The following is a 24,609-nucleotide window of genomic DNA, read 5'->3' on the forward strand; positions in this document are numbered from 1 at the left end:
TAAGTAGGTGGAAACAATAATTGAGCATTGAGCATTTCGACTTCGCTCAATGCTCAATTCTCAATCAGCTGAAGAGAAGAAAGCTGTAGCGCAGTGTGGATACTTCGACTGCGCTCAGTATCCACACTCGGTAATTTCAAGTTAGGTTTAATTGAGTGCTTCGACCTAATCCTCAATAATTGACAAAAATCTCCCCCTTGTCTACCTTATCCGCCTTGTCTCTTTTATTCATCCAAACCAGACTGCCACATTATCTTGAGTTACATTAATGAGTGATTAGGAATACATTGTGCCAAGCTCTAGTGTGGGTTCTGTATGCCCAACTGGTACGCCAACCATTGGATTGAACGTATACCGCCGCGCGATATGTAACTAGTCAACAGAAAGTTTACTCCTTTGTGAGCGATCGGTGTATCGCCGATTGATAACAGATAAATTCTGTACTTTCTTCCATCACACTCCGCCTCACGGCACCTTGTTAGGGACAAGGCTATTTCTATTCCGAAAATCGGGAAAAAACAAAGACAGAAAAATCTGCTTTGTTTGGTAAACTCTGCGATGTTGGGGTTCTGCTAACGTTGATTATTCGTAGTCTTCGTTAGTGACAGTAAAGAAGCCAGTGCAATTGTTTTCTCCTTAATTTTGAGTATGTCCCTTCGTTAGTCACATCTAGTTTTCTGGAACTGACAAACTGAACGGCATATTTGAGCGTTGCTGTCTTGCTTGAGATGATCTTTGGGTAGTTTCAAAAAAGTAGTGACAATCTTAATCCAGTTTTAGAGATACATTTGCCCGCAACTAAACTGTAAACACCTACATTTGCAGAGTTTTAAAATGAGTTGTCAAAATCATACTCAAGACAATATTGAACAGTTAAAAAAATCTAATTTATTTGATTCGGACTTACGCAAAAAAACGAAAACATAAGGTTTTAGTAAAGGGTGCAGGGGTATGAGGGTATAAGTATTCAAAACCCTTTCATCCCATACCATTTCACCCCCACACCCAATCCCCACAGATAATTGTGGTGCGTAAGTCCTGTTGATGATTAGTACAGGTCAGCAGAAATAAAGCACCTATGATCAATTGCCGAACAGCGCACCATCAGGGTTTCTTCATTTCAGACTTCAGTTTTATTTGTACTAGTTGGTGTGGTTTTCTACACCTTGACACAGCAAGCATCTTCCTATAAATATGCAAGCCGTTACCTGAAACTTGCGGATTAACACTGATAAATAAAATTTAATGCAGACAAATTATTACAATACAAGCTTATTAGTAGAGCGATCCCGCCAAGAAAAATAGATTACCTACCGATTCACCCTTGTATTTCTAACAACGAGGTATAAAAAATCATCAAAAAAACTTGGTAGTTGCCGATCAAAAAAATCGGGGTAGGCATGATAAGGTTTAAATCCTATCGTTTCTTTTCGCGCTTCTCATCATGTATCTACACTATCTAGAACCCAAACACCTTGAAGAATTAGTCAAGGGCAGTAGTATAGATTTACACCTAGCGCAACTCAATTTTAAGTCTCTCCAAGGTGCGATCGCCTACGAATATCTGTTAATCTCCGAACTACTCCCGCGCACAAACACAGGTATGCTAAAAAGCGGCTGGTTGCAGCGTTACAGTCATATCACGGCTGGCGGTTGGTGGTGTGGGGGACTTGATCCGCTAAATAATTGGCAACCAATGGAGTGGGGATGCTTTAAGCCAAATCAACCCCGCATCAAGGATAATGGCAAACCAATCAAATACGAACACCCCCCTAGCACACCCACCAGGGTATTTTGTCTGCGGGTGACGCAGGAAATTTGGCAAGAAACTGCACAGCGTTATAATCTCGACTTACCTGAGAATATCAGCGTTGATGTTAACGGCGAAGCGGTGGGTTTTTGGGAATGGGTGATGGAACAGAACATCCCCGTGATTATCTGCGAAGGTGCAAAAAAGGCGGCTGCTCTGTTATCACAAGGCTATGCTGCGATCGCAGTTCCGGGAATTACTAGCGGTTATCGAGTCGTCAAAGATGGATTTGGTAAAGTCACCCGTCGTCAACTCATTCCTGATTTAGCGTTGTTTGCGACTGCAAAACGCCACATATATATATGTTTTGATTTTGAAACTCAACCTAAGACTATAGCAGCAGTGAATAATGCGATCGCTCAACTTGGCTGCTTATTCCAAGAAAAAAATTGCTTAGTTAAAGTTATCGAATTACCAGGGCCAGAAAAAGGTGTTGATGAACTCATAGTTGCTAAAAATAGTAGCGCCTTCGATAAAGTTTATCGCCAAAGTGTTGATTTAGAAATCTACCTCGCCCACACCAAACCACATACAGAATTAACTATTCCGGCTGCACTCACCATCAACCGTCCCTATTTAGGTGAAATAGCCTTTCCCAACTCAGGTTTAGTCGGCGTGAAATCCGCCAAAGGCACAGGTAAAACCACAGCATTACAAAATATTGTCCAACAATCTAAAACCAAAAACCAGCCCATCTTATTAATTACCCACAGAATCCAACTCGGAAAATTTTTATGTGACAAAATTGGGATTCAATGGGGTTTAAACAATAATAATAATTTATTCTCATACTTTGACAGTCCAACTACCGCTTCTTTGGGTTTATGTATTGACTCCATTTGGAAAATAAATGTCGATCAATGGCAAGGTGGCATAGTTATCTTAGATGAAGTTGAGCAATTATTATGGCATTTATTAAATAGTGATACTTGTAAGAATAAACGTGTCAAAATCTTAAAAAATTTCCAAAAGTTAATCGCCACAGTTTTACAAACTGGCGGTTTAGTCATTGCCCAAGATGCTGATTTATCAGATGTATCTTTAGAATATTTGCAAGGTTTATCAGGCATTAAAATCACACCTTGGTTACTTGTCAACCAATGGCAACCTGCACGCGGTTGGGATATCACCTTTTATGATTCACCCAACCCCACACCTTTAATTCATCAACTAGAATTGGATTTACTTGCAGGACGTAAATGCTACGTCACTACCGATAGTCGTTCTGGACGATATAGCTGTGAAACTATTGAAAATTATCTCAAAGAACGGTTGGAAAAATTACGCTATCAATTTCCTAAAAGCTTAGTAATTAGTAGTCGAACTACAAATACACCTGACCATCCAGCAGTTGAATTTGTTGGTAATATTAATCAAAAGATTGGTGAATACGACACGATTTTTGTGACTCCCAGTCTAGGAACTGGTATTAGTATTGATGTGCAACATTTTGATAGAGTTTATGGCATATTCCAAGGTGTAATTCCCGATGCCGAAGCCAGACAAGCCTTAGCCAGAGTTAGAGATAATGTCCCTCGGATTGTTTGGTGTGCTAAACGAGGAATTGGTTTAATTGGTAGCGGTAGTACCAACTATCGTTTATTATCTGATTGGTATCAAGCCAATCAACAAGAAAATTTAGCTTTACTGAGTCCACTGCATAAAATCGATGTAGATTTGCCTTTAGTATATGACCCAATTCATTTACGAACTTGGGCAAAATTATCTGCAAGAGTTAATGCTTCTATCCGTCTTTATCGTCAGTCTATGCAAGATGGATTAAGCACTGACGGACATCAAATTTGGCTGCGGAGTAATGCAGTTCACAATAATATTATCCGAGATTTACGTTTAGCCTTTTTAGCAACTGACTCTAGTGATTTAGCAACACGCAAGCGATTAATTTTGGAAATTGTCAAAGTCCAAAGAGATTGGACAGATAAGCGGCAAAAGGCGAAAGATATTAAACGGCAAATGAAAGACATCAAGCTCAAAAATCAATTAGCTACTGCCAAAATTATTGCCGACGCTCCAGATATAAATTATGTAGAATATCAACAGTTATCATCTAAAAATTCTCTCACAGATTTAGAGCGTCATCAAATACATAAATATACGCTCAAACAAAAGTATGGTGTCGAGGTTACACCAGAACTCAAATTAAAAGATGACCAAGGTTATTACTCCCAATTATTAATTCACTATTATTTAACCCACGAAAGTGATTATTTTCATGTTAGAGACCAACATGAATGGCAACAGCAATTACTGTTAGGTGAAGGTAAAGTTTTCTTGCCAGACATCAAGACTTACACTGTCAAAGTTGAAGCGATGAAAGCTTTAGGAATGCTAGAGTTTATTGACCCAGCTAGAACTTTTATTGAAAATGACCCTGATTTACTTTGGTTGCAAGATGTTGTTTATCAACACAGTCAACATATCAAACGGGTTTTAAGCATTAACTTAGTTAGGGAAGAAGCCGTTACTTCTCAAATCAAAATACTCAGCAAGTTACTCAAGCTATTGGGATTAAAGTTAAAAACTGTTAATGAAGGTTATCAAATAGACCCAGTAACTTTTTATGATAGCAGAGATAAAATATTTACCGCTTGGTACAAACGAGATGAGTTGATGTTAGCTAATTTTAAAGGTGTACAATTGGAAATCAAGGATTTTTCTAATTGGAAGTTTGAGCCTGTTAAGCAGCAGTCTGTATTAGCTGGTTTATCCACAAGATGAATTACATTCTTTTGAATTGATAATTACTACAGGAATTTTATTTTTACTTGATCAATAACCTCTGAGTATGAGTCAAGCATACTGAGGAGTTTCATCAGTCTTTAGCTTTGACTAAAGACTGATATGCAATAACCAAAACCATCCGTAATAATAAAAGCAGGTGTTACTTCGGTTTGGTTATGTACTTAACTTGGTTAGACAACAATAGTTGGTTAATTGAAATGAGTGGTCAACGGATACTAGTTGACCCTTGGCTGGTTGGTGAATTAAGTTTTGGCTTAGATTGGCTGTTTAAAGGTTCTCTCACACAAGAACGCTTAATTTCAGAGCAGATTGATTTAATATTGTTGTCTCAAGGTTTGCCAGACCATGCACATGTGCCGACATTAAAGCAACTTGACCATAAAATTCCGGTTGTGGCTTCGCCGAATGCAACCAAAGTGGTTCAAGATTTGGGTTACACTTGTGTCACTTGTCTGGGGCATGGTGAAACTTTTACTTTTAATGATCAACTAGAAATTCGGGCTTTACCTGGTTCCCCTATTGGCCCGACTTTGATCGAAAACAGTTATTTGTTAAAAGAATTAGCTACTGATTTCACACTTTACTATGAGCCGCATGGCTATCACTCGCCACAGTTAAAACAATTTGCACCAGTGGATGTGCTAATTACGCCAACGGTTGATTTGACATTACCGTTAGTCGGCGCAATTATTCGTGGAACAAATAGTGCTTTGGAAGTAGCTAAATGGCTGCAACCACAATTTATCCTACCTACAGCAGCAAAGGCAAATACAACCTATGAAGGGTTGATGGTGAATTTTTTAAAGGCTGTGGGGACTGCTGAAGATTTGCGGACTTCTTTCCAGAACAACAATCTTACCACCCAGGTGTTAGAACCTAAACCCGGCGATCGCTTGGAATTAAACTTACAAAATCGCGTCTTAACTTGTTAGCTTTAGTGTAAGCGATCGCGTAAAATATAAATAGAGCGATCGCTAATTTTCTCCAACCAGTCTAAAAACATTTTACAGAAAGACGCTTATCTAATCTGTAAACTTGCTAAATTTTTATCCGTCTTTTCTGGAATCAGACTACTGTGACTGTAGTTACTCTTTACAAGTATCCACTCCCTTAACCAAGCCATAATTCAACCATTCAGGTGAATTCAGCAAAACAAGTCTTAAGTTATAGAACAAATATTAATACTAGTTAATTTTTATCCCAACTATTACACAGAACCGAGGTATAAGCTTATGAAAATCTCAACGATCACAACTTCTTTTCTTACCATCGCTTCTTTAATTTTGTCTGTTGGAATTTCATCTGCTCAAGCGAATGGTGAAAAAATCTCACACAATGGTAATGTTGCTAATACTACAACACATGGGCGAGTAATCACTACATCTGTTAACTCTTATATGTCGCCCAGTAATGTTGCTAATTCTCATGTTATGCAACCACTGAATCTAGTTTATCTTGCTTATCAAGGTAATTTAGTATCACAGGGTATTCCCGGTGGTAAGACTTTGATATTTCAACACCAGAGCGGTAATGTTAAGGCAGAAGATTTGGTAAAAGCTGCCATTAATGCCAAAAAAATCCCCAATCAGTTTTTATACAATCCCAGCTATCTCACTGAGGTTAATGTACAATTAGCGTACCTAGAAAAAACTTTGGCTCATTAAATTGAAATAGCCAAGATAAAGTAAATTCCACAAGCTTTGGATGAAAGAAAGACTAGGGGTTAGAGGCTAGAGGCTAGTATTTTTTACTCAGCACTTTCAACTCAGTTTATGATAGGTAAAATATTCGGTTTTGGTGGGGGTCAGCCACCAAAGGAAAGGGGGAAAGTTCGGTGAAAATCCGGCGCTGTCCCGCAACTGTGAAGGAAAGTTAGAAGCTTTACAAGCCACTTTCCCAGTCAGAATGCCCGCCGAATTATAAAATTAAGTCCATCACATCTGCGAGGTACGGATGACTGCTGCCCATACTACTATTACAAGTGATTCTGAGACGATTTCTGCCCACACTCATACTTTATTTGTTTGCCAGACCTGTGCCAGTGTTTGGCAAGATGGTAAGCGTGTAGGTGAAAGTGGTGGTCAAAAACTCCTGCACCAAATTCAGCAATTGGCGCAAGATTGGGATTTGCGCGAGGAATTTCCGATTCAAGCGGTTGAATGTATGAGTGCTTGTAACCGTTCTTGTGTTGTTGCTTTTGCCGCTAAAGGTAAGTTAACTTATCTGTTTGGTGATTTAGATGTTGATAGCAGTGCGGCGGCTGTTTTGGAATGTGCTAGTCAATACTACGCTAAAACTAACGGTGTATTGCCTTGGTCAGAACGACCAGAACCATTGAAACGAGGTATATTAGCGAAAATTCCACCGTTGTAAGTAAAGTGCTGAGTACTGAGTATATACGTGTTTTAATTTTGGGTGGAACCACAGAAGCGGCGGAACTGGGTGCGAGAGTTGCAACTATTGACGGGATTGAAGCGATCGCATCTTTAGCCGGTCGCACCCGTGAACCCTCACGTCCCTCTGGAAATGTGCGAATTGGTGGTTTTGGTGGCGTGGATGGACTGGTAGAATATCTGCGTCAAATGAAAGTTGATGTGTTAATTGATGCTACCCATCCCTTTGCCAATCAAATATCTGACAATGCGGCGGCGGCAGCCAATGAAGTCGGGATACACAGATTAATGTTAATCCGTCCCGCGTGGGAGAAAACAACAGGCGATCGCTGGATTGAAGTAGATAGTAATGCAGCCGCCGCCGATATTTTGCCAAACCAAGCCAAACGAGTATTCTTAACAGTTGGTAGACAAGAACTCAGCACCTTTGCCCATCTTCAAGATATATGGTTTCTGATGCGGATGATTGACCCGCCTGGAAAAGATACTTTAGTACCACCAGGAATAATATTGTGCGATCGCGGCCCTTTTATCCTAGAAAATGAACGGAAAATTATAGTTCAGCACAACATTGATACCATTGTGAGTAAAAATAGTGGTGGTGATGCAACTTACGCTAAAATTATTGCCGCGCGAGAACTAGGCGTACAAGTTGTTATGGTCAAGCGTCCCTCAGTTCCAATGGGAGAAAAAGTTGCAGATGTTGATGGTGCAGTGACTTGGTTATTAGGTAAATTAGAAAGTCAGAGTATAGGGTAAAATATTTCAGTTAAGGCTAAAAATTCTAGTCAATATCATCAATATTTTGTTGTTGGACTGCGAGATCCCCGACTTCTTGAAGAAGTCGGGGATCTCATAAATCCCATAACATATCATCTACTATATATACTTTTTAAGTAAACAAATGATTCAAAATACTCCTATATCAACTATAGATAGTGATATTGCACCCGCAACTACCGCAGAATTTCTCCATATTGAAAAAGCCCAACGTATGGCCGAATTTTTTAGCTTTTTAGGTGATCCTAATCGGTTAAGAATTCTTTCTTTTTTGGCGCAAAAAGAATTATGTGTGAGCGATTTAGCCACATTATTAGATATGAGTGAATCTGCGGTTTCACATCAACTCAGAAATTTACGTGTTATGCGGTTAGTTAACTATCGCAAACAAGGCCGCAATGTATTTTACCGCCTTCATGATAATCATATTCTCCATCTTTATCAGGTAGTAGCTGAACACCTTGATGAACCTGAATGAAGAAGGCAGAAGTCAGAAGACAGAATGAATACCCATAAATAAATATTAGAGGCTTAAAAACCAAGAGTTGCGGAGGTAATAATGTCTCTCTAAAACCTCCTGCCTCCTGCCTTCTGCATCCGGTTGGTGAGCGGACTTGTACTGAGCGCAGCCGAAGTAGCCGAACCACAGCCTCCTGCCTTCTATTTAATTATGATTATGGTGATAACGGGTAAAACCAGGGCCATAAGTTGCTAACAAATTTTCAGGTGATAAAGCAAATTCTGGTTGACCAGTACAAACGACGGTTTGATTGAGACAAAGCACGCGATCGCAATGACGACTAACCATATCAATGTCATGGGAAACTTGTAAAATCGTCCAGCCTTCTTCTTGTTTCAACTCATTAAGTAAAACATAAAAATCGGCTGCACCTTGCATATCAACCCCAGCAAAAGCTTCATCTAACACCAACAGTTTTCGCGGCATAACTAAACAATAAGCTAGTAATACTCGCTTTAGCTGACCACCGCTAAGAGTTCCGATGGGTTGATTCCGCAGATGATAAACTCCAGTGCGTCGTAAAGCTGCTGTCACTGCTGCTGTTTTGTCGCGGTTTTGTTTCCATAATCGAGAAAATAAAGTATGTTGTGTTTTGGCTTTTGGCTGTTGACTTTCTTTCTGCCATCCCAAAGCAATTAATTCACTCACAGAAATAGGAAAACTGCGATCAAAAATGAAATTTTGTGGCATGTATCCCAACCAGTGACGCAAATTTCCTAGTTTAGTAATAGGAGAACCAAAAATTTCTACACTGCCAGCATTTCGTGGTATTAAGTCTAAAATGGCTTTTACCAAAGTGCTTTTACCCGCACCATTTGGCCCAACTATCGCCGTATCTGTTCCTGGGAATAATTCAAAAGAAACATCTCGAATCGCTAAATAACTGCCTTGATATACAGTTAAGCCATCTACTTTTAAAAGAGGTAAGTTCATAAATTAAATTTTGAAAATAACTATAAAATAAGATATTTAGCTTACTGACATGCTGATTCTAAAGTTTGCAAATTTAATCTCATTGCTTTGAAATAGTATTGCGGGTCTTTTTCACCTGTTTCTAAAGAATTTAGAGTTTGTAACTGTAATTTTAAATCTTGCGACAGACTTTTCAGCAATTTATTATCTACACCTGGTTCGCTAAACAAAGCTTTAACTTTGTATTTTTTGACTGTATTCACTACTTTTTGGACATCGGTAGGTGATAATTGATCTTCAGGAATTTCTACCACAGCAACTTGCTTGAGGTTATAGCGTTGCGCTAAATATGGATAAGCATCGTGAAAAGTGATAAAAGTGCAGTTAGGCTTTTTTTGTAAAGCTTGCTGAAATTCACTATGTAACTTGTCTAATTCCTGAATATAAGCCGCCGCATTAGCTGTATAAACATCTTTATTTTTAGCATCAGCAGCAATTAATCCATCTCGAATATTCATTACCTGCTGCTTTGCTAAAACCGGATCTAACCAAACATGAGGATTTCCCTCTGCATGGTCGTGGTCATGGTCTTTTTCACCTGATGCGGTAGTTTCTACCGGAGAAATTTCGTTTAAGGGTTTAATACCTTTACTCGCATCAATTTCAACTAATTGAGTGTTTTGAGCATTTTTAACTGTATTTTCCAGAAATTCTTCTAAGCCCAAACCATTTTTAACTAATATATTAGCTGTGGCGATCGCTTTCACGTTATCTGGTGTTGCTTGATACTCATGTACCTCTGTACCAGGAGGCACTAAAATTTGCACATCAGCCGCATCACCAGCCACCGCCTTAGTCAACAAGTAAATCGGTAAAAATGTTGTGACAACCTTGGTTTTAGATGATGTTTGAGAAGTTGCTTGTGCTTGTGGTGAACTCTCAACACTATTGGTTTGATTGGTATTTGCTTGGTTACAGCCGCTAATACTCACTAGCAATGTGAGTAAGGAAATTAACGGCAAAATACCTCTAGCTTGTCTTTTACGAGTCTTAGTCATTGGCTTTCTCCCACAACAGGAGATTTGTTTACTGGTTATCACTACTGACAATGATACTTATTTTGAAATCTATATTATAATAATTATCATTCTCATGCAATCTATCCCAGGATATTTTTGTGTCTGCCAACACAGCAGATTTTTGTAAATCGTGGTTATTACTACCTCGACTGGTGACATCCTGTCAAAGATTAAATATTTATTGACTTTATTTATTAAAAGAGTTACTCAGTACTGATAATATTTTGAGAATACTTTTTAAAAGTGTGATGAAAATAGCACAGTTATAAGTGCTACAGACGGTAAAGAAGTGTGAGGGAAAATGCAGAAACCATTGTCTTATTTACTGCTGATTTCAGCAGTTAGCAGCAGCGTTATATCAATCAATAATGCTACTTTTGCCGAAGAAATATCAACTACATCAGAAGATAAAAATCAGCCATTAGTTGTTACGAGTTCTGAAAAGCCACTTGAGAATTCCCATCAAGAACAGACAATGGCACAAGTTACATCTGTGTCGCAATTGTCGGATGTACAACCTACAGATTGGGCATTTCAAGCATTGCAATCATTGGTAGAGCGTTATGGTTGTATTGCAGGTTATCCAAATAGTACTTATCGTGGTAATCGCGCACTTACACGCTATGAGTTTGCGGCAGGTTTAAATGCTTGTTTGGATAGAGTTAACGAACTACTAGCTACCGCCACGGCTGATTTAGTCACCAAAGAAGATTTAGCCAAATTACAGAAACTCCAAGAAGAATTTGCCGCAGAATTAGCGACATTAAGGGGTCGCGTAGATGCTTTAGAAGCACGCACCTCTGAGTTAGAAGCAAATCAGTTTTCCACCACAACCAAACTCAGTGGGACTGCGATTTTTGCACCAACCAGCTTTTTTGCAGGCGATCGCGCCAACGGTGAGAACCTGGATAGAGGAACTTCTTTTGGCGATCGAATCCGGTTGGATTTCAACACCAGCTTTACTGGTAAAGACTTATTAAGAACCCGCCTACAAGCCACTAACTTAAATGCTTTGTCGGCTTCCACCTTGACACCAGAAGGGGATTTACGCTTTACAAACAATGACACCTTCAGTTCGGGAAACAATAATAGTGTGGAAATAGACGCACTGTTGTATAGCTTCCCTCTAGGCGACAAAACCACTGTCATTCTAGAAGCTAACGCTGGTGCGGCTGATGACTTTACTAACACAGTCAATCCATTTTTTGACGGTGATGGTGACTTTGGGGCATTGTCTGTATTTGGTACACGCAACCCGATATATTATCCCGTTGATGGTGCGGGAATTGGTCTGAGACACCAATTTAATGACCAAATAGAATTAAGTTTAGGTTATTTAGCTGGTAGCCCTGATGATCCTACCTCTGGAAATGGTTTATTTAACGGCGCGTATGGTGCGATGGGACAGTTAACAGTCCAACCGACTAAAGGTTTGACTCTCGGCTTTACCTACGTTAATTCCTATAATGCAGACTTGGGTGCAGGTAGTAACCGCGCTAACTTGCGTACTGCTTTGGCAGATAATCCTTCTTTGCCAACTTCTTTGAGTCAATTTGCTGGTGGAGATTTGCCAATTTCCAGTAATTCCTACGGTTTTCAAGCATCCTTCCAACTTAGTCCCAAATTTGTGATTGGTGGTTGGGTTGGCTATACCAACACCCGTACCTTAGCCGCAGTTGATGTAAATGGTAGTACTATTCCTCGCGGTGAACTAGACATTTGGAACTATGCTGTTACCCTCGCCTTCCCAGATTTGGGTAAAGAAGGCAGTGTTGGTGGCATTATTGTAGGGATGGAACCAAAAGTCACAGGTGCTAGTACTGGGTTGAGAAACGCTGTTGGTACAGATCCTGATACTTCACTGCATATTGAAGGCTTCTATCAATACAAACTCAGCGATAATATCAGCATTACGCCTGGAGTCATCTGGTTAACTGCACCAGACCATAATAATGACAACGATGATATTGTGATTGGCACAATCCGAACCACTTTCACTTTCTAAATCGTCAAACTTTAGCAAAAGACGCAAATATTAATTTTGCTTCTTCTTGATTATTTAATGTGACTAAAGTCATGCAATCAATGGTGACTTTAGTCTGATTTATTTGATGATGGAAGACTTAATAATAATAGAAGGCTAATAAGTCAGCTACAAGCTATTACTACTAAATCTGGGAGTTTAGTAGATACTTCATAGCTCAGGGAAAGTTATCACTTTCCCTTTTTTTATGAGTTCACAAACATAAAGACTGCACATGCAAATCTTTGAGGGTGATTGTGAAATTATGCTGCTTTTCTGTAGCAATCAATGAAACGATCGCCTCACAAGTCACAGCCACAGTTAATATCACCAAATTTCGTGCTAAAGGATAGTCACAGACATCATCATTCACATCAGAAGGGACGCGATAAACGTCATTCCAAATGATTTCTGCATAATCAGCAGCTAAACCAGCATGAATACAAGGAATCTGCAATTGATCAGCATAATCTTTCACGGCTTGGCGTGACACACTATTGTCAAAAACATCAACAATTAGCTGACTATCTTTGAGTAATTGATTGGTATTTTCTGATGTCAATTCTTTAGTTTTGGCATCAACTTTAGTACCAACTGCACGATATAAATTATTAGCCAAAATTTTGGCTTTGAATGCACCGACATCAGCACGGTAGTAAGGTTGAGTCGAAAGGTTGCGTTCCTCAATGCGATCGCGATCAATTACCGTCAGTTGATCAAAACCAGACCGAGCCAAGTTTTCTGCAATGTTAGCGCCTAATGCACCTGCGCCACAAATTGTTACAGGATAATTTTTCAACTTTGCCATAACAGCATTGCTGCGATAAAGCTGTTCGTGAAAAAATATGCTCATCGTCCTCAATACTCCCGTTGTTCTATTACAGCAACTAAGGATTGCAAATCAAAATCGCGATCGCGTCCACTCAGACAAATACCAGAACTAATCACCGTCAAATCAGTTTTAGCGATCGCACTGCTGTGACGCACACCATCCGCAGTTGTCCAATCGACTGTCCAGTAATCACCGCGATCGTGAAATTGGTTTAATTCACCACCACCCATCTGCAAAGCTTTTTTTAATCGCTTTTCATCTTGTTTGGTTTGATCAAAACCATCAATCCGCTTAGTTGCTAATTCATATACAGTGCGAATTTCTGGAGTCAAATCCTTAAACTGCAATTCCTCCACAGGAATCAGTTGCTTCACAGCAGATTGCAGAGTTTCCACAATTATCGGATCTGTGCGGCGATCAATATCCTCAAACCAGCAAGATTGTCCATTCCAACGAGCGATAATTTGCTCAAATACGCCAGCCTCAGTTACTAAATGTACTGCGATCGGTTTTACTACTTGCGATCGTTGACGCACATCTACTTCATTCACCGGATATGCTAACCAAGTTTTTCCCTGTAATTGATATGCTAACCGCAGCCTGATTTGAGGAAAATGTTGCAGATATTCTCCAATTTGGGGTAAGTCGGCTTCTTCAATAACCTTTGCTGTCTTTGTATCCACAGGCTGAAAAATACCCCAACCTTCAAATTTACTCGGCTTTGGTGTGAAGGTGTAAACCATCCCCGCTACCTTTGTGCGAACTCGTCCACCTTTGACACAAGGCGCGAGAAATTCACTAGTAAATAACTCAGCTTCTGCATTAGCAATTTGGTTAATTAGCTGACGGATGTTAGTCATAAGTAGGTTTCAGATCCCCGACTTCTTTTGAAAAGTCGGGGATCTTAGTAATAAACAATAATTTTAAGATTGCTATATAATCCCGCGTGCAAGTTGATAGAGCATTGCGTTTTCTCAGTTACTAGAGGGACTCCACTGGTAAGTTATTACACACTCTTTAAAAGATGGCTACTTTCAAGCCAACTTCCCAGGTTCTTCGTACTCCCCGTTTACAAACGCCCACTGCATTTGACAGTGTTACTTTTCCTCTCGTACTAGTATGTAGGCTCCAAGAGTCGGGTCACGCAAGATTTATAATACATTATACTACAAAAGTTTCCATAGATGGCAAGAAAGTTTTTTAGTAGAGCCTAGTTGTCTGAATATCAGTCATCCATATCATCAGCTTGGGTTAATGTATGTTGATGCAAATAAAATCCTGGAAAGTACAATATAAATGTATTATGATTCTCTTGACAAATAAAGTGATAACCAATATGACCCCCGAACAAATACTGGATAAATTGCAAGAATTAAATGCAGATGAACAAGAAAAAGTTTTAGCATTTATTGATTCACTTGAAAGCCAAAAGCATCAAATAAAACATAGTGCTAAGTTAGGTATAAAATTAAGAGAAATTCGTCAAGAAATTATTGACTCTGGGCTTCCTTTGTTAACTGAGGAAGAAGCAGATATAGAGAAAGCAGAACGTCGGGGTGGTTATGGAGAAGACCTGAGATGATTCGTACTTTTATTGATGCTGGTGTTTTAATTTATGCTGCTCGTTCTCAAGGAGATATTGCTGAGAAAGCTTTAGAAATTTTGGAGGATGAAAACCGAGAATTTGCTTCTATAGCAATCCTACCCCAAACGTGAGAAAATACGTAGATAAAAATCCTTGTTTTATAAGCGTTTGAGGCTTTTTGAACTCTCACATATCATTTAGGATTGCTATAGTATTTTTCTCAAGTTAGAAGTATTGCCGAAAGCAATTTACAATCAACAAAGAAGCGAAGTAAAATTTTATGAAGCCTTTTTTGATGAAGTTTCCTATTGGGCAAAGGATATTAATACAATTATTGAAACAGCTTATGAGGAATCAAGTAAATTTGGCGTGGGAGCAATGGATGCTTTACATATTGCGTCCGCTATATCTGTAGGAGCAACGGAATTTATTACTAATGAAAAACTAGAAAGATCAATTCATCGCACTCAAAGCATTAAAATGATTTCTATTCATTCATAAAAACAGAATTAACTAGGATTTTGGAAACAGGCACGGCAGATTTAAATACAGAGAATAAATAAGATGGTTAGAGAGATTTTGTGTTCGGGCGATTCCTACCACTTCATACACCTTATTCATCAAATAACTGTTTTATTACAGTAAGGTTTATTTTTAACAATCTATTCCTTCTAGTTTTAGCTCTATTAGAGGAATAGATAATTTTTGCATATATCTATTACATATCTCAATACCTTTAGTTGTTAGTTGATAAAAATCACTGAATAGGGGAATTTCTTGACCTAACACTCTATTTTCATGGTTATCGAAAACTTGAAAAATTTCCTCACTCATTTGGTGTAAGATTGCATCTCTCTTCGCAGGAGGTTGTTTTTCAATCTCTTCTGTAGTGAGACGGCCTTGCTGCCAAATTAATTCATCTCCATATTCCTTATATACTTTTGCTATATCATCACTAATACTGGAAGGAAATTGTTTGTGATCGGTATGAGCAATAGTTTTGTCCCTCAAATGTTTTAGCTTTTTAACTATAGGATTGTTCTCTTCTATTACAAATTTTTTATCTTGCTTTAGAATTTGATGATTGAGAGTTTCTGAACACCCCCAATGTCTATAATCAGATTCAAGTATGTTTAGAATTTTTAAAAGTCCTAAACTATCTTTATCTTGATCATACGCTCTAGTAAGTTTTAATACTCCGATTTCAAAATGAGCCATACGTGACCAATGAAAGAAGGGTGGATACTCATTCAGGCGTTTGTTGCTCTCGTGCGTCATCCACTCATGAATTTTTAAGTGAAAATGTGATTGATATAAGCTTTCCCCAAGTTCTATTATTTTTGATTCAAACTTTTCTCTAGTATTAGTCATAATTTTTGATGACAACAGATAAAATTTTGATATTATTAAAATAATATTTTTTAACAATTAGACAACTGTAATCATACGTAAATAATTTTAAAAAGATTGAGAATCCTTAGTCTTAAGTAATGCAATATCAGGATACGTTAGAAGTAACCATAACGTACCCTGATACACTCTACTTATCCTCACGCACAGGCAATGGCATATCTAGAATTTCCATTAGCAAGTCTAGGCGAGAGGGACGTGTTAGAAGTGGAACAAGGTTAGGCAAGCTGTAGTAGTCGCCGGCGAAGGTGAAAGTTTCTACAGGTGCTTGCTGCTGCTTGAGTTGAGTTTCTACCCAGTTGTAATAAGTACCAAGACGAACAATTACAACATTAGGCATCACTGCAAACTCACGACAGTAAGTCTTATAGGCTTCACTGAAATAAGGTGTAGCATTTTCACCTTCATCTGTCACCAGAATAATCTGGTCAACTACCTGCTTTTTCTTCCGCATTGCTTCCAATGCACAACCGATACTCGTACCACCACCTGCATTGATGTGCTGGAAGGCACGCTCCCAATCTGTTAACTCTTTGCCTTTAGCGGTGATAGGGTAGGGAATGGTATCGAAGGCGTAGACAAACAATTCTGCTTGGGTGATACCAGAGATTAGCGCCGCAAGTTGCTTACCAAGAGCGATCGCATTATCCATTGAACCAGATTTGTCAATCAGCAAAGCGGTTGGACGGGCAATTGTTCCGCGTCGTTTCACCTGCTCGTTAGTGACTTTTTCTAGTCGCGCAACGGTATCTGCGTCGAAGTCTGCGGTGTCTGCGGCAATCTGGGCTTTGAATGCAGCCACACGACCACTTTTAGATGCTTCTTCCAGCTTAAAATCAATCAGCTTTTTAACTTCTGGATGATCCATTGCACCCCGCGCCTGAAGTGACTTGAGGTTATTGATCACTTCTTGGGGAGTCATGCTGTTGATTAAGGCTACCAAGACAACTGGTGTAAGTTGTTTGATTGCACCGATCGCAATAGTATAGGGAATCTTAAATTCCACAATCAACCTTGCTTGTTCTGCGGTACTGTTTGCCTTAGCCAGTTGCTTCAACACATTTGCTAAAGAACCTTCTGGTGGAGTGTCGCGGAATAAAATCGCATTTGCGCGTTCGTTTGGTTTGATGTGCAGAGACGCATACAAACGCTTCATTGCTTTACGTCCTCGCAGCGCCGCGCGATCGAATAAAACCGGATTGCTTTCTCTGGTTTTGAGGTAACGTCGCACCGCAGTCCGTGCCGAACGTGGCATTTTATTTTGCTGCTGCTTCATAAAATCGACTACACGAGCCACCTGATAAGGTGGAAACTCTTGCAGCATGATAAATCCAGCATCTCTGTGTTCAGTCAAATTGCTAGTTAGCAAATGAGCCACAAACACTTCCTTGTGGTCGCGGACATCACCATAACGTTGATACCAAACTGCCAAATGTCCGTAAAATATGGGGTCGAGTTCAACAATTAACTTATGAATTTCTGCAACTTGCTCAAGTTTGCGGTGAGGCGTTGTCAGCAAACTGTTGAGCATTTCTAAACGCAAATCGCGTTCTGTAGTATTCATAATACCTCCTCAAAAAATTTTAGATTTTGGATTTTAGATTTTGGATTGCAATCTAAAATCACAAAATTGCAGGAGGCAGATGTTGCACGCGGGGTGATATTGTCACCGCGCAAGTTTTAGAAGCATTTTTGTAACTGATTCAGAGTTATGTAAGCTTCTGCGATCGGGGCGCGGCAACAACTGCCGATATTATGTTATTTGAGAGAAACAACAGCACCAGTTTCCTCTAGCTGCTGTTTGAAAGTTTCAGCCGCTTCTTGATCCAATCCCGACTGCATCACTTGAGGAAGGGAATCTACAAAGTCTTTGGCTTCTTTGAGTCCCATTCCAGTTAGCGTACGGATGATCTTGAGTAAGGTAATCTTTTTTTCCGCCGGAACCGATACCAATAAAACATCAAATTCGGTCTGAATTTGCGGTTGAATTTCATCTTCATCTCGTTTACCAATCCGAACTAATTTCGGTGTGGAACTATCAACATTGAAGGTTGCTTCAATCTGCTTGACTAATTGAGTAGTTTCGTTGGCAGTGAGAGACTTGAGTTGTTCTAAAATTTCTAAAGTTTTCACAGACATAGCAACCTCCAATGAGTTGCATTTAACTCATAATTTGTGATGAATAAAATCATATCAAGTCCGACTAAATGCTTGTCATTACGTAGGCGTAAGCCTTCCCGTAGGGTACGTAGCGATAGCGAAGTGAAGTAATCGCAGAGTCCTTGCGATTGCGGCGTTCCACTTCGTTACACTCGCAATGACTTATCACAAGTAATTTACCGGACATGAAATCACTTCATGTAAGTCGAAAAAGCTGTTGATTCATACACGGGGGTTTAACCCGTAAACTCTTGCTTTTAAGTCAAGTGCCTATTCCAATTCGGCTAGTATGTAGGCTTTTACGGTTAGGACACGAAGTGAAAAATTTTAAGTTTGAGAAAGTTGTTTTAAAATCCATCGGAGTTGTTTTTTATTACACTGTTGTTTTTTCACAGCGTAAACGCCACCGGCTAAATAATACCTATTCAGTACACCTTTAAAAATATCCTCTGTATCATCTTTTGGGTCAGGGGGAGAATCTTCAAAAGTAACGAGATACCATATATCTTTTATTTTTTGGTATTGATGATAATCATCAATGCTAATAACATCATTATTGCTTGGGTAATTCCATCTACGAGCTACTCGCCTTGCTACACAAAGAATCCCAGTTTCTGGATGAACATAGAAGCAATTGCGGTCAATCCCATCTAATTTAATTCCATACCACCGATAAGACTTCCCATACAAGACACCATCAATGATTTCTACGTGGCGTTCAACGACATCCCACAAGTGACCAATAACGTGTTGTCCTGTCATTGTGTTAGTCTTTAAACGTTGACAGAGTTTGCTATAAACATCATCCCACGGTTGTCCAACATGAGAGCGCAAAAACCGACGCAAAGGGCCAAGCTGATCTGAAGAATGCTTTGTTCTATGTCTGCAGTTGGTTTTAATTATGTAGGGATTGAATAACCCATATTCAGTTGCTTCTTGAGTGAGTTTATACAGTTGCTTTTTATAGCCTGTCTGCTTTTTTAGACTAATTCTTTTACCATGACGAGGACGTTCAATCACAACTTCGCTCAAACGATGTTCGCTCATAACTTATGTTCTTTAAAGATAGTTTTACTGATGGGGTTTTGTGGCTACATAAGTTATGGGACATCATGGAACTCACCTCTCTATGATTGAATTAATGTTTTAGTTAAATACAATTTCAATTATTGGAATTCCGCACAAGTTAGCAAAGCAGTTTTAACAATTGCCTTTACCATTTTGGCTACGCTCCCATTAGCGGGAGCGACAGGAATCGAACCTGTATATCCATTACTGGATAGTGTGTAGGCTTTACAAGTTAGGGTGCGGAATAAAGTTTAAATAATTCCGTGCGAGTTCAAAAAGCTTGTTACAACTACGGCCGTTCTTACCAAATATTGGCAGTGGACACGCACGCTAAATCTGCGAGAGACTTAGAAATCATGCTTCGCTAGATCGATCGCTCGAATTTTACTACCTTAGAGCCGTTATCAATGTGTATGTATGCTTGATGTGTCAGGACACGGAAAATTAGGGTCTTCAACCGTAGACAGCTTCAGGACGCACAATCAAGTCTCCACTAGGGCGACGATCTACTATGTAAGCAGAAAGGCGATCGCTCTTGACATCTAAATGTCGCGCTACCTGTTCTTTGACTGTTACATCATTCATCCCTGCAACAATTCCTAGTTGTCTTTCTGCAACATCAACAGAACGTCCTTCAAATCGAATATGAACCATTGGCATCACCTCTTTTAAATTACAAATTGTTATTAATAGTCGGACTTACGTAAGAAAACAAAAAATCAAGGTTTTCGAGAAGGGTATAGGTGTAAACAACTCTTACACCCCTATACCCTTAAACCCTTACACCCATTCTTAATAGAGAACCTTTGTGCGTAAGTCCTGAGTGGATCTGATCGGAATTGAACCGATACCCTCCCTGTGAGAGTTGCACTCACTCCTCATGCAAGTTGAAAAAGCCGTGGTAACACACGCAGGAATCGCACCTGCAACTTATCGTTTCCAAGCGATCGCTCTACTATTGAGCTAGTATGTAAGCTTTTTCTGTTAGGACACAAGTGGAATCCGGGAACTCTACCGTTAGAGCTACAGACCCATGTTTTGATGATTGCAATGCTCTGATTGAAGTTAATCAAAGTCAATGCAAATGGAGCCGTCGGGAATTGTAGGCTTTGCCTTCCCGAAGGGTACACGAATCCTGCAACCGTCCGTTTGTTGGTTTCGGAGCAGTCGAACGCCAATCGCGGCCCCAACAGTGGGTAATGCGGAAAATAGCTGTGTTTATCGAGTTATCAAGGTTCTGCAAGGATTAATCTTCGCCTCTTGAGTGGGCTGTCATCCTTGTAATACATTTGTAGTATGTATTTCAGATAATGTCAAGAGAATAGTTAAAAAAGGTAGAGAGTAACACCTCGACTTCGGGTGCATCCCAGTTTTTATTACTCAGCAAAATAATAATCCTGTCATTGCGTTCGCGTAGCGTCTCGCAGAGAGGAGGCACGACGTAGGCGTAAGACTTCCCGCAGGGTAGCAATCGCATGGACTCGTTGTTAGTGAGGGATTTTGCGATTGCTTCACTCCACTTCGTTGCGCTCGCAATGACGTATTAAAAAAAGTGGGATGCTCCCTCGATTTCGCTCGGCGACCAACATAAGGAAGATTCTTCCCCCTTACACCCAGCACCCTGCCCCTTATTCTCTTCAATAAGTCGGACATCTTTTTGGTCTATATATTGAAATGATTTTGTGAATATTCCGGGACAAATTTCACCGTATAAATACTATGAAAAAATATCATCTGTATTGAATACTGTGGAAAACACGGTTATTTAACTGGTTTTATGAGATGATATTTTCTCTATAATTTCATGCTGCATTTATCTAACATTAATTGAATAGAAACTACATTAGTAAGACAGTTATTTAGTCATACTAACAATGTCGATAAAACACAAAACAAAATTTGCTGTGATTCCTTTATCTCTAGCTACAGTTACCTTAGCGAGTTTAATACAACCAGCTATGGCTGTTAATTTGGGAATCGCGCAAGACTATAACGTATTCGTGTTTGGCGACATGAATCAAAGTTCCGATTCTGAAGGTCGTGTAGCAGTTGGTGGTAATGCGACATTCACTAATTTTGGTATCGCTGACCGTTTAGCTAATTCTAATGGTACAGATACTAGACTGATAGTAGGTGGAGATTTAACTTACAACGGTGGTCAAGTTTTTGGTGGTAATGCTGTTGTCGGTGGTAGTGTTAAAACTTCTGTGAATTTCAACTGTTCTCCGAACTGTGGTGTTAGTTCAGGTACACCGCTTAATTTTGAGACAGCACGCCAAGAATTAACTTATCTTTCTGAATCTTTAGGCGGGTTAAGTTCTACAGGTAATACAGAGTATAAATGGGGTGGAATTCATCTCCAGGGTAACAATAGTGATTTAAATATTTTCACTATTGATGGTTCACAGTTTTCTAACAGCACTTATTTGAATATTGCTGGAGTAGGCAGTAACTCTACAGTAATTTTTAATATTTTAGGTAATAGCGTCAATATTAGTAACTTTGGACTTAACCTTAATGGACTAAATAAGCAAAATATTTTGTTTAACTTTGTTGATGCTACTCAAGTAAAAACTACTGGTTTCTCGTTCTATGGTAGTGTACTTGCAACTAAAGCTAATGTCCTATTTAATAACGGGAATGTAGAAGGAACTTTAGTAGCTTCTTCGTTATCCGGTAGTGGTGAATTTCACAATACTAAGTTTGCTGGGAACTTACCTAACATACCCAAACCACAGCCAGAAACTCCAACTAACCCCACACCCGAAACCCCAACTAATCCCACACCCGAAACACCCGAAACCCCAACTAACCCAACTCCTGAAACACCTGAAACTCCAACTAACCCAACTCCTGAAACACCTGAAACTCCAACTAACCCAACTCCTGAAACACCTGAAACTCCAACTAACCCAACTCCTGAGCCTCCTGTTTCAACTACAGTACCAGAACCAAGTACAGTTATGGGTTTACTTTTTGTAGTTGGTTTATTTGGCTTTTCTCGCCGGAATAAATTATCCACTAAATCAGCTATAACTGGTGAGAAAATTTAGTCAATAACCTGCAATTATGTCTGAGCGATAAGATCCCCGACTTCTCAAATAAGTCGGGGATCTTAGATTCTCAGTTATTAAATATTTGATTTATAATTTTTGACATGAATCAAAATCAAATTAATCCAAAAAACTGGTCACAAGAGAGTTATATTAAAGCTTATAAATTTGCTGCGATCGCACATCATAACCAAACTATTCCCGGTTCTGAATTGCCTTATATCATGCACTTGAGTTTTGTCAGTATGGAATTAATTGCAGCTTTAAACGTAGAAAAAGTAGCTAACGCTGATTTGGCAATTCAATGTGCAGTTTTACATGACACCATCGAAGATAGTGGTATAACTTTTGAACAAATAAAAACCGAGTTCGGTGAAGCAGTTGCCAAAGGTGTGCTTGCATTAACCAAAGATAAAAGTTTGGCGAAACATCTGCAAATGGCAGATAGTTTAAGGCGGTTAAAACAACAACCACCAGAAATTTGGATGGTTAAGTTAGCAGATAGAATCAGCAACCTCCAAGCACCGCCACATTACTGGAGTCAAGAAAAAATTACGAAATATCGAGAAGAGGCTATACAGATTTATGAAACTCTGAAAGATGCGAGTCCGTTTTTGGCTGCAAGATTAGCTAAGAAAATTGAAGACTACAAGACATATACACAATCAGAGAATGTTGAATCAGATTGATACACTCTGTTAGCTACTAATATTTTCAGAAACCACCAATTGAGTTAAACGCTTCAGAATACGCAGTACATCGTATAATTCATTGCCAGGGTTACGCATTAAAAACCTTTGGATAAGCTATAACGGGGTAGCTCTTCTTTAACTAATTTTACAAAAATAAACTCACTACCTGTAGCAATCATTCCAAAACTAGGTTTGTCTGGATGGGGATGTCCTAACATATAGGCAAGTATTTGTGCAAGTCCTTCTTCAATAGAAAAGGAAGCTTTTTTTGATTCAATAATCATTACCCATAATTGGTCTTGTAAGACTAAAGTATCTATTCTGCCTTTGATGAGTGTATCTTCATCTGGTACAGCAATATCTATAGGTTCTTCCGACTTGACATAAAATGGAGCTAAATAAAAATCACCAATAAAAAGAATGGGATCTACAACTGCCATTCTGACGACATCTTCTAATAAGGTAGGATAATTGAGCAGATTTAAATAACCGAATTTGACTTTATCCAACAGTTGTTTATCTAACTCTGTAATCTCAGGTAAGTCTTCTTGCCATTCTCGGAAGAATTGCTTATCTAAAATTAACTGAATTCCAAAATTATCAATTAAGTAGCGTAAATCTATATCTTTAGCTTGTAAGGTTTGAGTCATAACTTTAGCAGATTAGGAATATAGGAATCCGGTTTGATTTCTGAATTTATTTGTGTAGGTAGGGAATAGGGAATGGGGAGTAGGGAGTAGGAAAGAAGCCTGATTCGGAGTGTACTTATTTTTTTCAGAAATCAAATATGAGTCATAACTACAATAAAATTAATTGACTAATTTTTTTTAATACACTTAAAACTTGCTGTAGCTCATCTGGTTTTTCTATTGATAAAGCATAGGAACGAGCATATTTTGGCTTCTGTGTCTGAACTAGCTTGATAAAAACAAACTCTCTACCGTTGACAAGCAACCCAAAAATTGGTCGTTCAACATTGGGAGCATTGAGCATATAAGCAAGTGCTTGAGGTAGTGCAGCTACCACATCAAATTTAGTACTTTTCGACTCAATAACAAGTATCCATAGCTTTTTATTCACTAATAAAACGTCAATACTACCTTTAACAATAAAACTTTCATCTACAGCCGAAATTTCAGTAGAAGTTTCTGTTTCAATCTCGAAATTAGGTTGATAAAAACCTGCCAAATCAAGCAGTGGAGATAGTACAACCATCTTCACTACTTCTTCTGACATAGGACGACGTTTAGTTAAATTTAAATAGTTGCTTTTTAATCGTTCTAAAGATGATTTTTCAACATCTGTTAGTAACGGTAAGTTTTCTACCCATTCAGTGAAAAAATCATTATTGGTAACTAACTCTAATCCAAAATTCTCTTCCAGTTCGTAAAGACTGATATCCCGTGCTTGGATTGTTTGTACCATAATTAATTAAAGAATAGGGGGTACAACCGTATTATATATAGGAATACGGTTTGATTCCTGAATTTATTTGTGTAGGTAGGGAATAGGGAATGGGGAGTAGGGAG

At 39.0% G+C, this 24,609-nt stretch carries 22 protein-coding genes, 1 pseudogene and 1 riboswitch; of the genes and pseudogenes, 12 read left to right on the top strand and 11 right to left on the bottom strand.

All coding sequences use genetic code 11. The features are described 5' to 3' along the window. The first annotated feature begins 1,444 nt into the window (after window positions 1-1,444). The 6 genes from H6G28_RS00665 to H6G28_RS00690 all read left to right on the top strand — a co-directional run bounded on the left by H6G28_RS00665 (window position 1,445) and on the right by H6G28_RS00690 (window position 8,224). Window positions 1,445-4,549 (top strand): plasmid replication protein, CyRepA1 family, encoded by a 3,105-nt coding sequence (locus tag H6G28_RS00665; protein ID WP_190668163.1) that lies wholly within the window; start codon window positions 1,445-1,447, stop codon window positions 4,547-4,549. 179 nt (window positions 4,550-4,728) lie between these two features. Further along, window positions 4,729-5,505, top strand: a complete 777-nt coding sequence (locus tag H6G28_RS00670; RefSeq protein ID WP_190668166.1) for an MBL fold metallo-hydrolase — start codon at window positions 4,729-4,731, stop codon at window positions 5,503-5,505. A 300-nt stretch (window positions 5,506-5,805) separates the two neighbouring features. Further along, the gene (locus tag H6G28_RS00675; RefSeq protein WP_190668170.1) at window positions 5,806-6,237 is read left to right on the top strand and encodes a hypothetical protein; all 432 of its coding nucleotides are present in this window, start codon (window positions 5,806-5,808) and stop codon (window positions 6,235-6,237) included. 108 nt (window positions 6,238-6,345) lie between these two features. Next, window positions 6,346-6,504, top strand: a riboswitch (cobalamin riboswitch). A gap of 22 nt (window positions 6,505-6,526) precedes the next feature. Then, the gene (locus H6G28_RS00680; RefSeq protein ID WP_190588283.1) at window positions 6,527-6,946 is read left to right on the top strand and encodes a DUF1636 domain-containing protein; all 420 of its coding nucleotides are present in this window, start codon (window positions 6,527-6,529) and stop codon (window positions 6,944-6,946) included. A 23-nt stretch (window positions 6,947-6,969) separates the two neighbouring features. Further along, on the top strand, window positions 6,970-7,725 hold the full coding sequence (locus H6G28_RS00685; RefSeq protein ID WP_190668853.1) for a cobalt-precorrin-6A reductase: 756 nt from the start codon (window positions 6,970-6,972) through the stop codon (window positions 7,723-7,725). Between the two features lie 235 nt (window positions 7,726-7,960). Then, a complete protein-coding gene (locus H6G28_RS00690; protein WP_199331466.1) occupies window positions 7,961-8,224 on the top strand; it encodes an ArsR/SmtB family transcription factor in 264 nt (87 codons plus the stop codon). 186 nt (window positions 8,225-8,410) lie between these two features. Here H6G28_RS00690 and H6G28_RS00695 read toward each other — a convergent pair whose 3' ends face one another. After that, window positions 8,411-9,199 (bottom strand): metal ABC transporter ATP-binding protein, encoded by a 789-nt coding sequence (locus tag H6G28_RS00695; protein WP_190588282.1) that lies wholly within the window; start codon window positions 9,197-9,199, stop codon window positions 8,411-8,413. 41 nt (window positions 9,200-9,240) lie between these two features. Further along, window positions 9,241-10,236 (bottom strand): metal ABC transporter substrate-binding protein, encoded by a 996-nt coding sequence (locus H6G28_RS00700; RefSeq protein WP_190668173.1) that lies wholly within the window; start codon window positions 10,234-10,236, stop codon window positions 9,241-9,243. A gap of 322 nt (window positions 10,237-10,558) precedes the next feature. Between H6G28_RS00700 and H6G28_RS00705 the strand changes: the two genes are divergently transcribed. After that, a complete protein-coding gene (locus tag H6G28_RS00705) occupies window positions 10,559-12,262 on the top strand; it encodes an iron uptake porin (RefSeq protein WP_190668178.1) in 1,704 nt (567 codons plus the stop codon). Window positions 12,263-12,494: 232 nt separating this feature from the next. On the opposite strand, the gene H6G28_RS00710 is transcribed toward H6G28_RS00705, so the two are convergent. Both H6G28_RS00710 and H6G28_RS00715 read right to left on the bottom strand, forming a co-directional pair. Then, window positions 12,495-13,133 (bottom strand): ThiF family adenylyltransferase, encoded by a 639-nt coding sequence (locus H6G28_RS00710; RefSeq protein WP_190668181.1) that lies wholly within the window; start codon window positions 13,131-13,133, stop codon window positions 12,495-12,497. A gap of 5 nt (window positions 13,134-13,138) precedes the next feature. Then, entirely contained in the window at window positions 13,139-13,972 is an 834-nt protein-coding gene (locus H6G28_RS00715; RefSeq protein ID WP_190668184.1) for a hypothetical protein, read from the bottom strand. 476 nt (window positions 13,973-14,448) lie between these two features. Between H6G28_RS00715 and H6G28_RS00720 the strand changes: the two genes are divergently transcribed. From H6G28_RS00720 to H6G28_RS00730, 3 genes are all read left to right on the top strand, one after another. Beyond that, window positions 14,449-14,694 (top strand): hypothetical protein, encoded by a 246-nt coding sequence (locus H6G28_RS00720; RefSeq protein ID WP_190668187.1) that lies wholly within the window; start codon window positions 14,449-14,451, stop codon window positions 14,692-14,694. After that, complete coding sequence (locus H6G28_RS00725; RefSeq protein ID WP_190668894.1) at window positions 14,691-14,828, top strand: hypothetical protein; 138 nt, start codon at window positions 14,691-14,693, stop codon at window positions 14,826-14,828. The genes H6G28_RS00720 and H6G28_RS00725 overlap by 4 nt, the downstream gene beginning before the upstream one ends. Before the next feature lie 103 nt (window positions 14,829-14,931). After that, entirely contained in the window at window positions 14,932-15,198 is a 267-nt protein-coding gene (locus H6G28_RS00730) for a PIN domain-containing protein (protein ID WP_199332747.1), read from the top strand. A gap of 153 nt (window positions 15,199-15,351) precedes the next feature. On the opposite strand, the gene H6G28_RS00735 is transcribed toward H6G28_RS00730, so the two are convergent. The 5 genes from H6G28_RS00735 to H6G28_RS00755 form a co-directional block, all read right to left on the bottom strand. Beyond that, on the bottom strand, window positions 15,352-16,068 hold the full coding sequence (locus H6G28_RS00735; protein ID WP_190668190.1) for an AbiU2 domain-containing protein: 717 nt from the start codon (window positions 16,066-16,068) through the stop codon (window positions 15,352-15,354). A gap of 169 nt (window positions 16,069-16,237) precedes the next feature. Continuing rightward, complete coding sequence (locus H6G28_RS00740) at window positions 16,238-17,671, bottom strand: vWA domain-containing protein (RefSeq protein WP_190668192.1); 1,434 nt, start codon at window positions 17,669-17,671, stop codon at window positions 16,238-16,240. A 194-nt stretch (window positions 17,672-17,865) separates the two neighbouring features. After that, window positions 17,866-18,246, bottom strand: a complete 381-nt coding sequence (rplL, locus tag H6G28_RS00745) for a 50S ribosomal protein L7/L12 (protein ID WP_190588276.1) — start codon at window positions 18,244-18,246, stop codon at window positions 17,866-17,868. 348 nt (window positions 18,247-18,594) lie between these two features. Beyond that, complete coding sequence (locus H6G28_RS00750; RefSeq protein WP_190588275.1) at window positions 18,595-19,314, bottom strand: hypothetical protein; 720 nt, start codon at window positions 19,312-19,314, stop codon at window positions 18,595-18,597. A 474-nt stretch (window positions 19,315-19,788) separates the two neighbouring features. After that, complete coding sequence (locus H6G28_RS00755; RefSeq protein ID WP_190668195.1) at window positions 19,789-19,989, bottom strand: hypothetical protein; 201 nt, start codon at window positions 19,987-19,989, stop codon at window positions 19,789-19,791. A 1,220-nt stretch (window positions 19,990-21,209) separates the two neighbouring features. Here H6G28_RS00755 and H6G28_RS00760 point away from each other — a divergent pair. Together H6G28_RS00760 and H6G28_RS00765 are read left to right on the top strand one after the other, a co-directional pair. Next, complete coding sequence (locus H6G28_RS00760) at window positions 21,210-22,388, top strand: choice-of-anchor A family protein (protein WP_190668198.1); 1,179 nt, start codon at window positions 21,210-21,212, stop codon at window positions 22,386-22,388. Between the two features lie 104 nt (window positions 22,389-22,492). Then, the gene (locus tag H6G28_RS00765) at window positions 22,493-23,077 is read left to right on the top strand and encodes an HD domain-containing protein (RefSeq protein WP_190668200.1); all 585 of its coding nucleotides are present in this window, start codon (window positions 22,493-22,495) and stop codon (window positions 23,075-23,077) included. 9 nt (window positions 23,078-23,086) lie between these two features. Here the strand turns inward: H6G28_RS00765 and H6G28_RS00770 are convergent. Together H6G28_RS00770 and H6G28_RS00775 are read right to left on the bottom strand one after the other, a co-directional pair. Next, window positions 23,087-23,730 (bottom strand): annotated as a pseudogene (locus tag H6G28_RS00770) (restriction endonuclease subunit R). Between the two features lie 148 nt (window positions 23,731-23,878). After that, the gene (locus H6G28_RS00775) at window positions 23,879-24,505 is read right to left on the bottom strand and encodes a type I restriction endonuclease (RefSeq protein ID WP_190668203.1); all 627 of its coding nucleotides are present in this window, start codon (window positions 24,503-24,505) and stop codon (window positions 23,879-23,881) included. Window positions 24,506-24,609: the final 104 nt, after the last annotated feature.

The sequence above is a fragment of the Nostoc sp. FACHB-190 genome, assembly GCF_014696905.1.
In the GTDB taxonomy this organism is placed as follows: Bacteria; Cyanobacteriota; Cyanobacteriia; order Cyanobacteriales; family Nostocaceae; genus Nostoc_B.

Excerpts from the sequence above, each read along its gene's own strand:
- H6G28_RS00775 (WP_190668203.1), bottom strand. The coding sequence starts at position 24,505 with ATGGTACAAACAATCCAAGCACGGGATATCAGTCTTTACGAACTGGAA.
- H6G28_RS00680 (WP_190588283.1), top strand. The coding sequence starts at position 6,527 with ATGACTGCTGCCCATACTACTATTACAAGTGATTCTGAGACGATTTCT.
- H6G28_RS00760 (WP_190668198.1), top strand. The coding sequence starts at position 21,210 with ATGTCGATAAAACACAAAACAAAATTTGCTGTGATTCCTTTATCTCTA.
- H6G28_RS00675 (WP_190668170.1), top strand. The coding sequence starts at position 5,806 with ATGAAAATCTCAACGATCACAACTTCTTTTCTTACCATCGCTTCTTTA.
- H6G28_RS00690 (WP_199331466.1), top strand. The coding sequence starts at position 7,961 with ATGGCCGAATTTTTTAGCTTTTTAGGTGATCCTAATCGGTTAAGAATT.
- H6G28_RS00715 (WP_190668184.1), bottom strand. The coding sequence starts at position 13,972 with ATGACTAACATCCGTCAGCTAATTAACCAAATTGCTAATGCAGAAGCT.
- H6G28_RS00750 (WP_190588275.1), bottom strand. The coding sequence starts at position 19,314 with ATGAGCGAACATCGTTTGAGCGAAGTTGTGATTGAACGTCCTCGTCAT.
- H6G28_RS00710 (WP_190668181.1), bottom strand. The coding sequence starts at position 13,133 with ATGAGCATATTTTTTCACGAACAGCTTTATCGCAGCAATGCTGTTATG.
- H6G28_RS00735 (WP_190668190.1), bottom strand. The coding sequence starts at position 16,068 with ATGACTAATACTAGAGAAAAGTTTGAATCAAAAATAATAGAACTTGGG.
- H6G28_RS00695 (WP_190588282.1), bottom strand. The coding sequence starts at position 9,199 with ATGAACTTACCTCTTTTAAAAGTAGATGGCTTAACTGTATATCAAGGC.
- H6G28_RS00765 (WP_190668200.1), top strand. The coding sequence starts at position 22,493 with ATGAATCAAAATCAAATTAATCCAAAAAACTGGTCACAAGAGAGTTAT.
- H6G28_RS00720 (WP_190668187.1), top strand. The coding sequence starts at position 14,449 with ATGACCCCCGAACAAATACTGGATAAATTGCAAGAATTAAATGCAGAT.
- H6G28_RS00665 (WP_190668163.1), top strand. The coding sequence starts at position 1,445 with ATGTATCTACACTATCTAGAACCCAAACACCTTGAAGAATTAGTCAAG.
- H6G28_RS00705 (WP_190668178.1), top strand. The coding sequence starts at position 10,559 with ATGCAGAAACCATTGTCTTATTTACTGCTGATTTCAGCAGTTAGCAGC.
- rplL (WP_190588276.1), bottom strand. The coding sequence starts at position 18,246 with ATGTCTGTGAAAACTTTAGAAATTTTAGAACAACTCAAGTCTCTCACT.
- H6G28_RS00670 (WP_190668166.1), top strand. The coding sequence starts at position 4,729 with ATGTACTTAACTTGGTTAGACAACAATAGTTGGTTAATTGAAATGAGT.
- H6G28_RS00725 (WP_190668894.1), top strand. The coding sequence starts at position 14,691 with ATGATTCGTACTTTTATTGATGCTGGTGTTTTAATTTATGCTGCTCGT.
- H6G28_RS00740 (WP_190668192.1), bottom strand. The coding sequence starts at position 17,671 with ATGAATACTACAGAACGCGATTTGCGTTTAGAAATGCTCAACAGTTTG.
- H6G28_RS00755 (WP_190668195.1), bottom strand. The coding sequence starts at position 19,989 with ATGGTTCATATTCGATTTGAAGGACGTTCTGTTGATGTTGCAGAAAGA.
- H6G28_RS00700 (WP_190668173.1), bottom strand. The coding sequence starts at position 10,236 with ATGACTAAGACTCGTAAAAGACAAGCTAGAGGTATTTTGCCGTTAATT.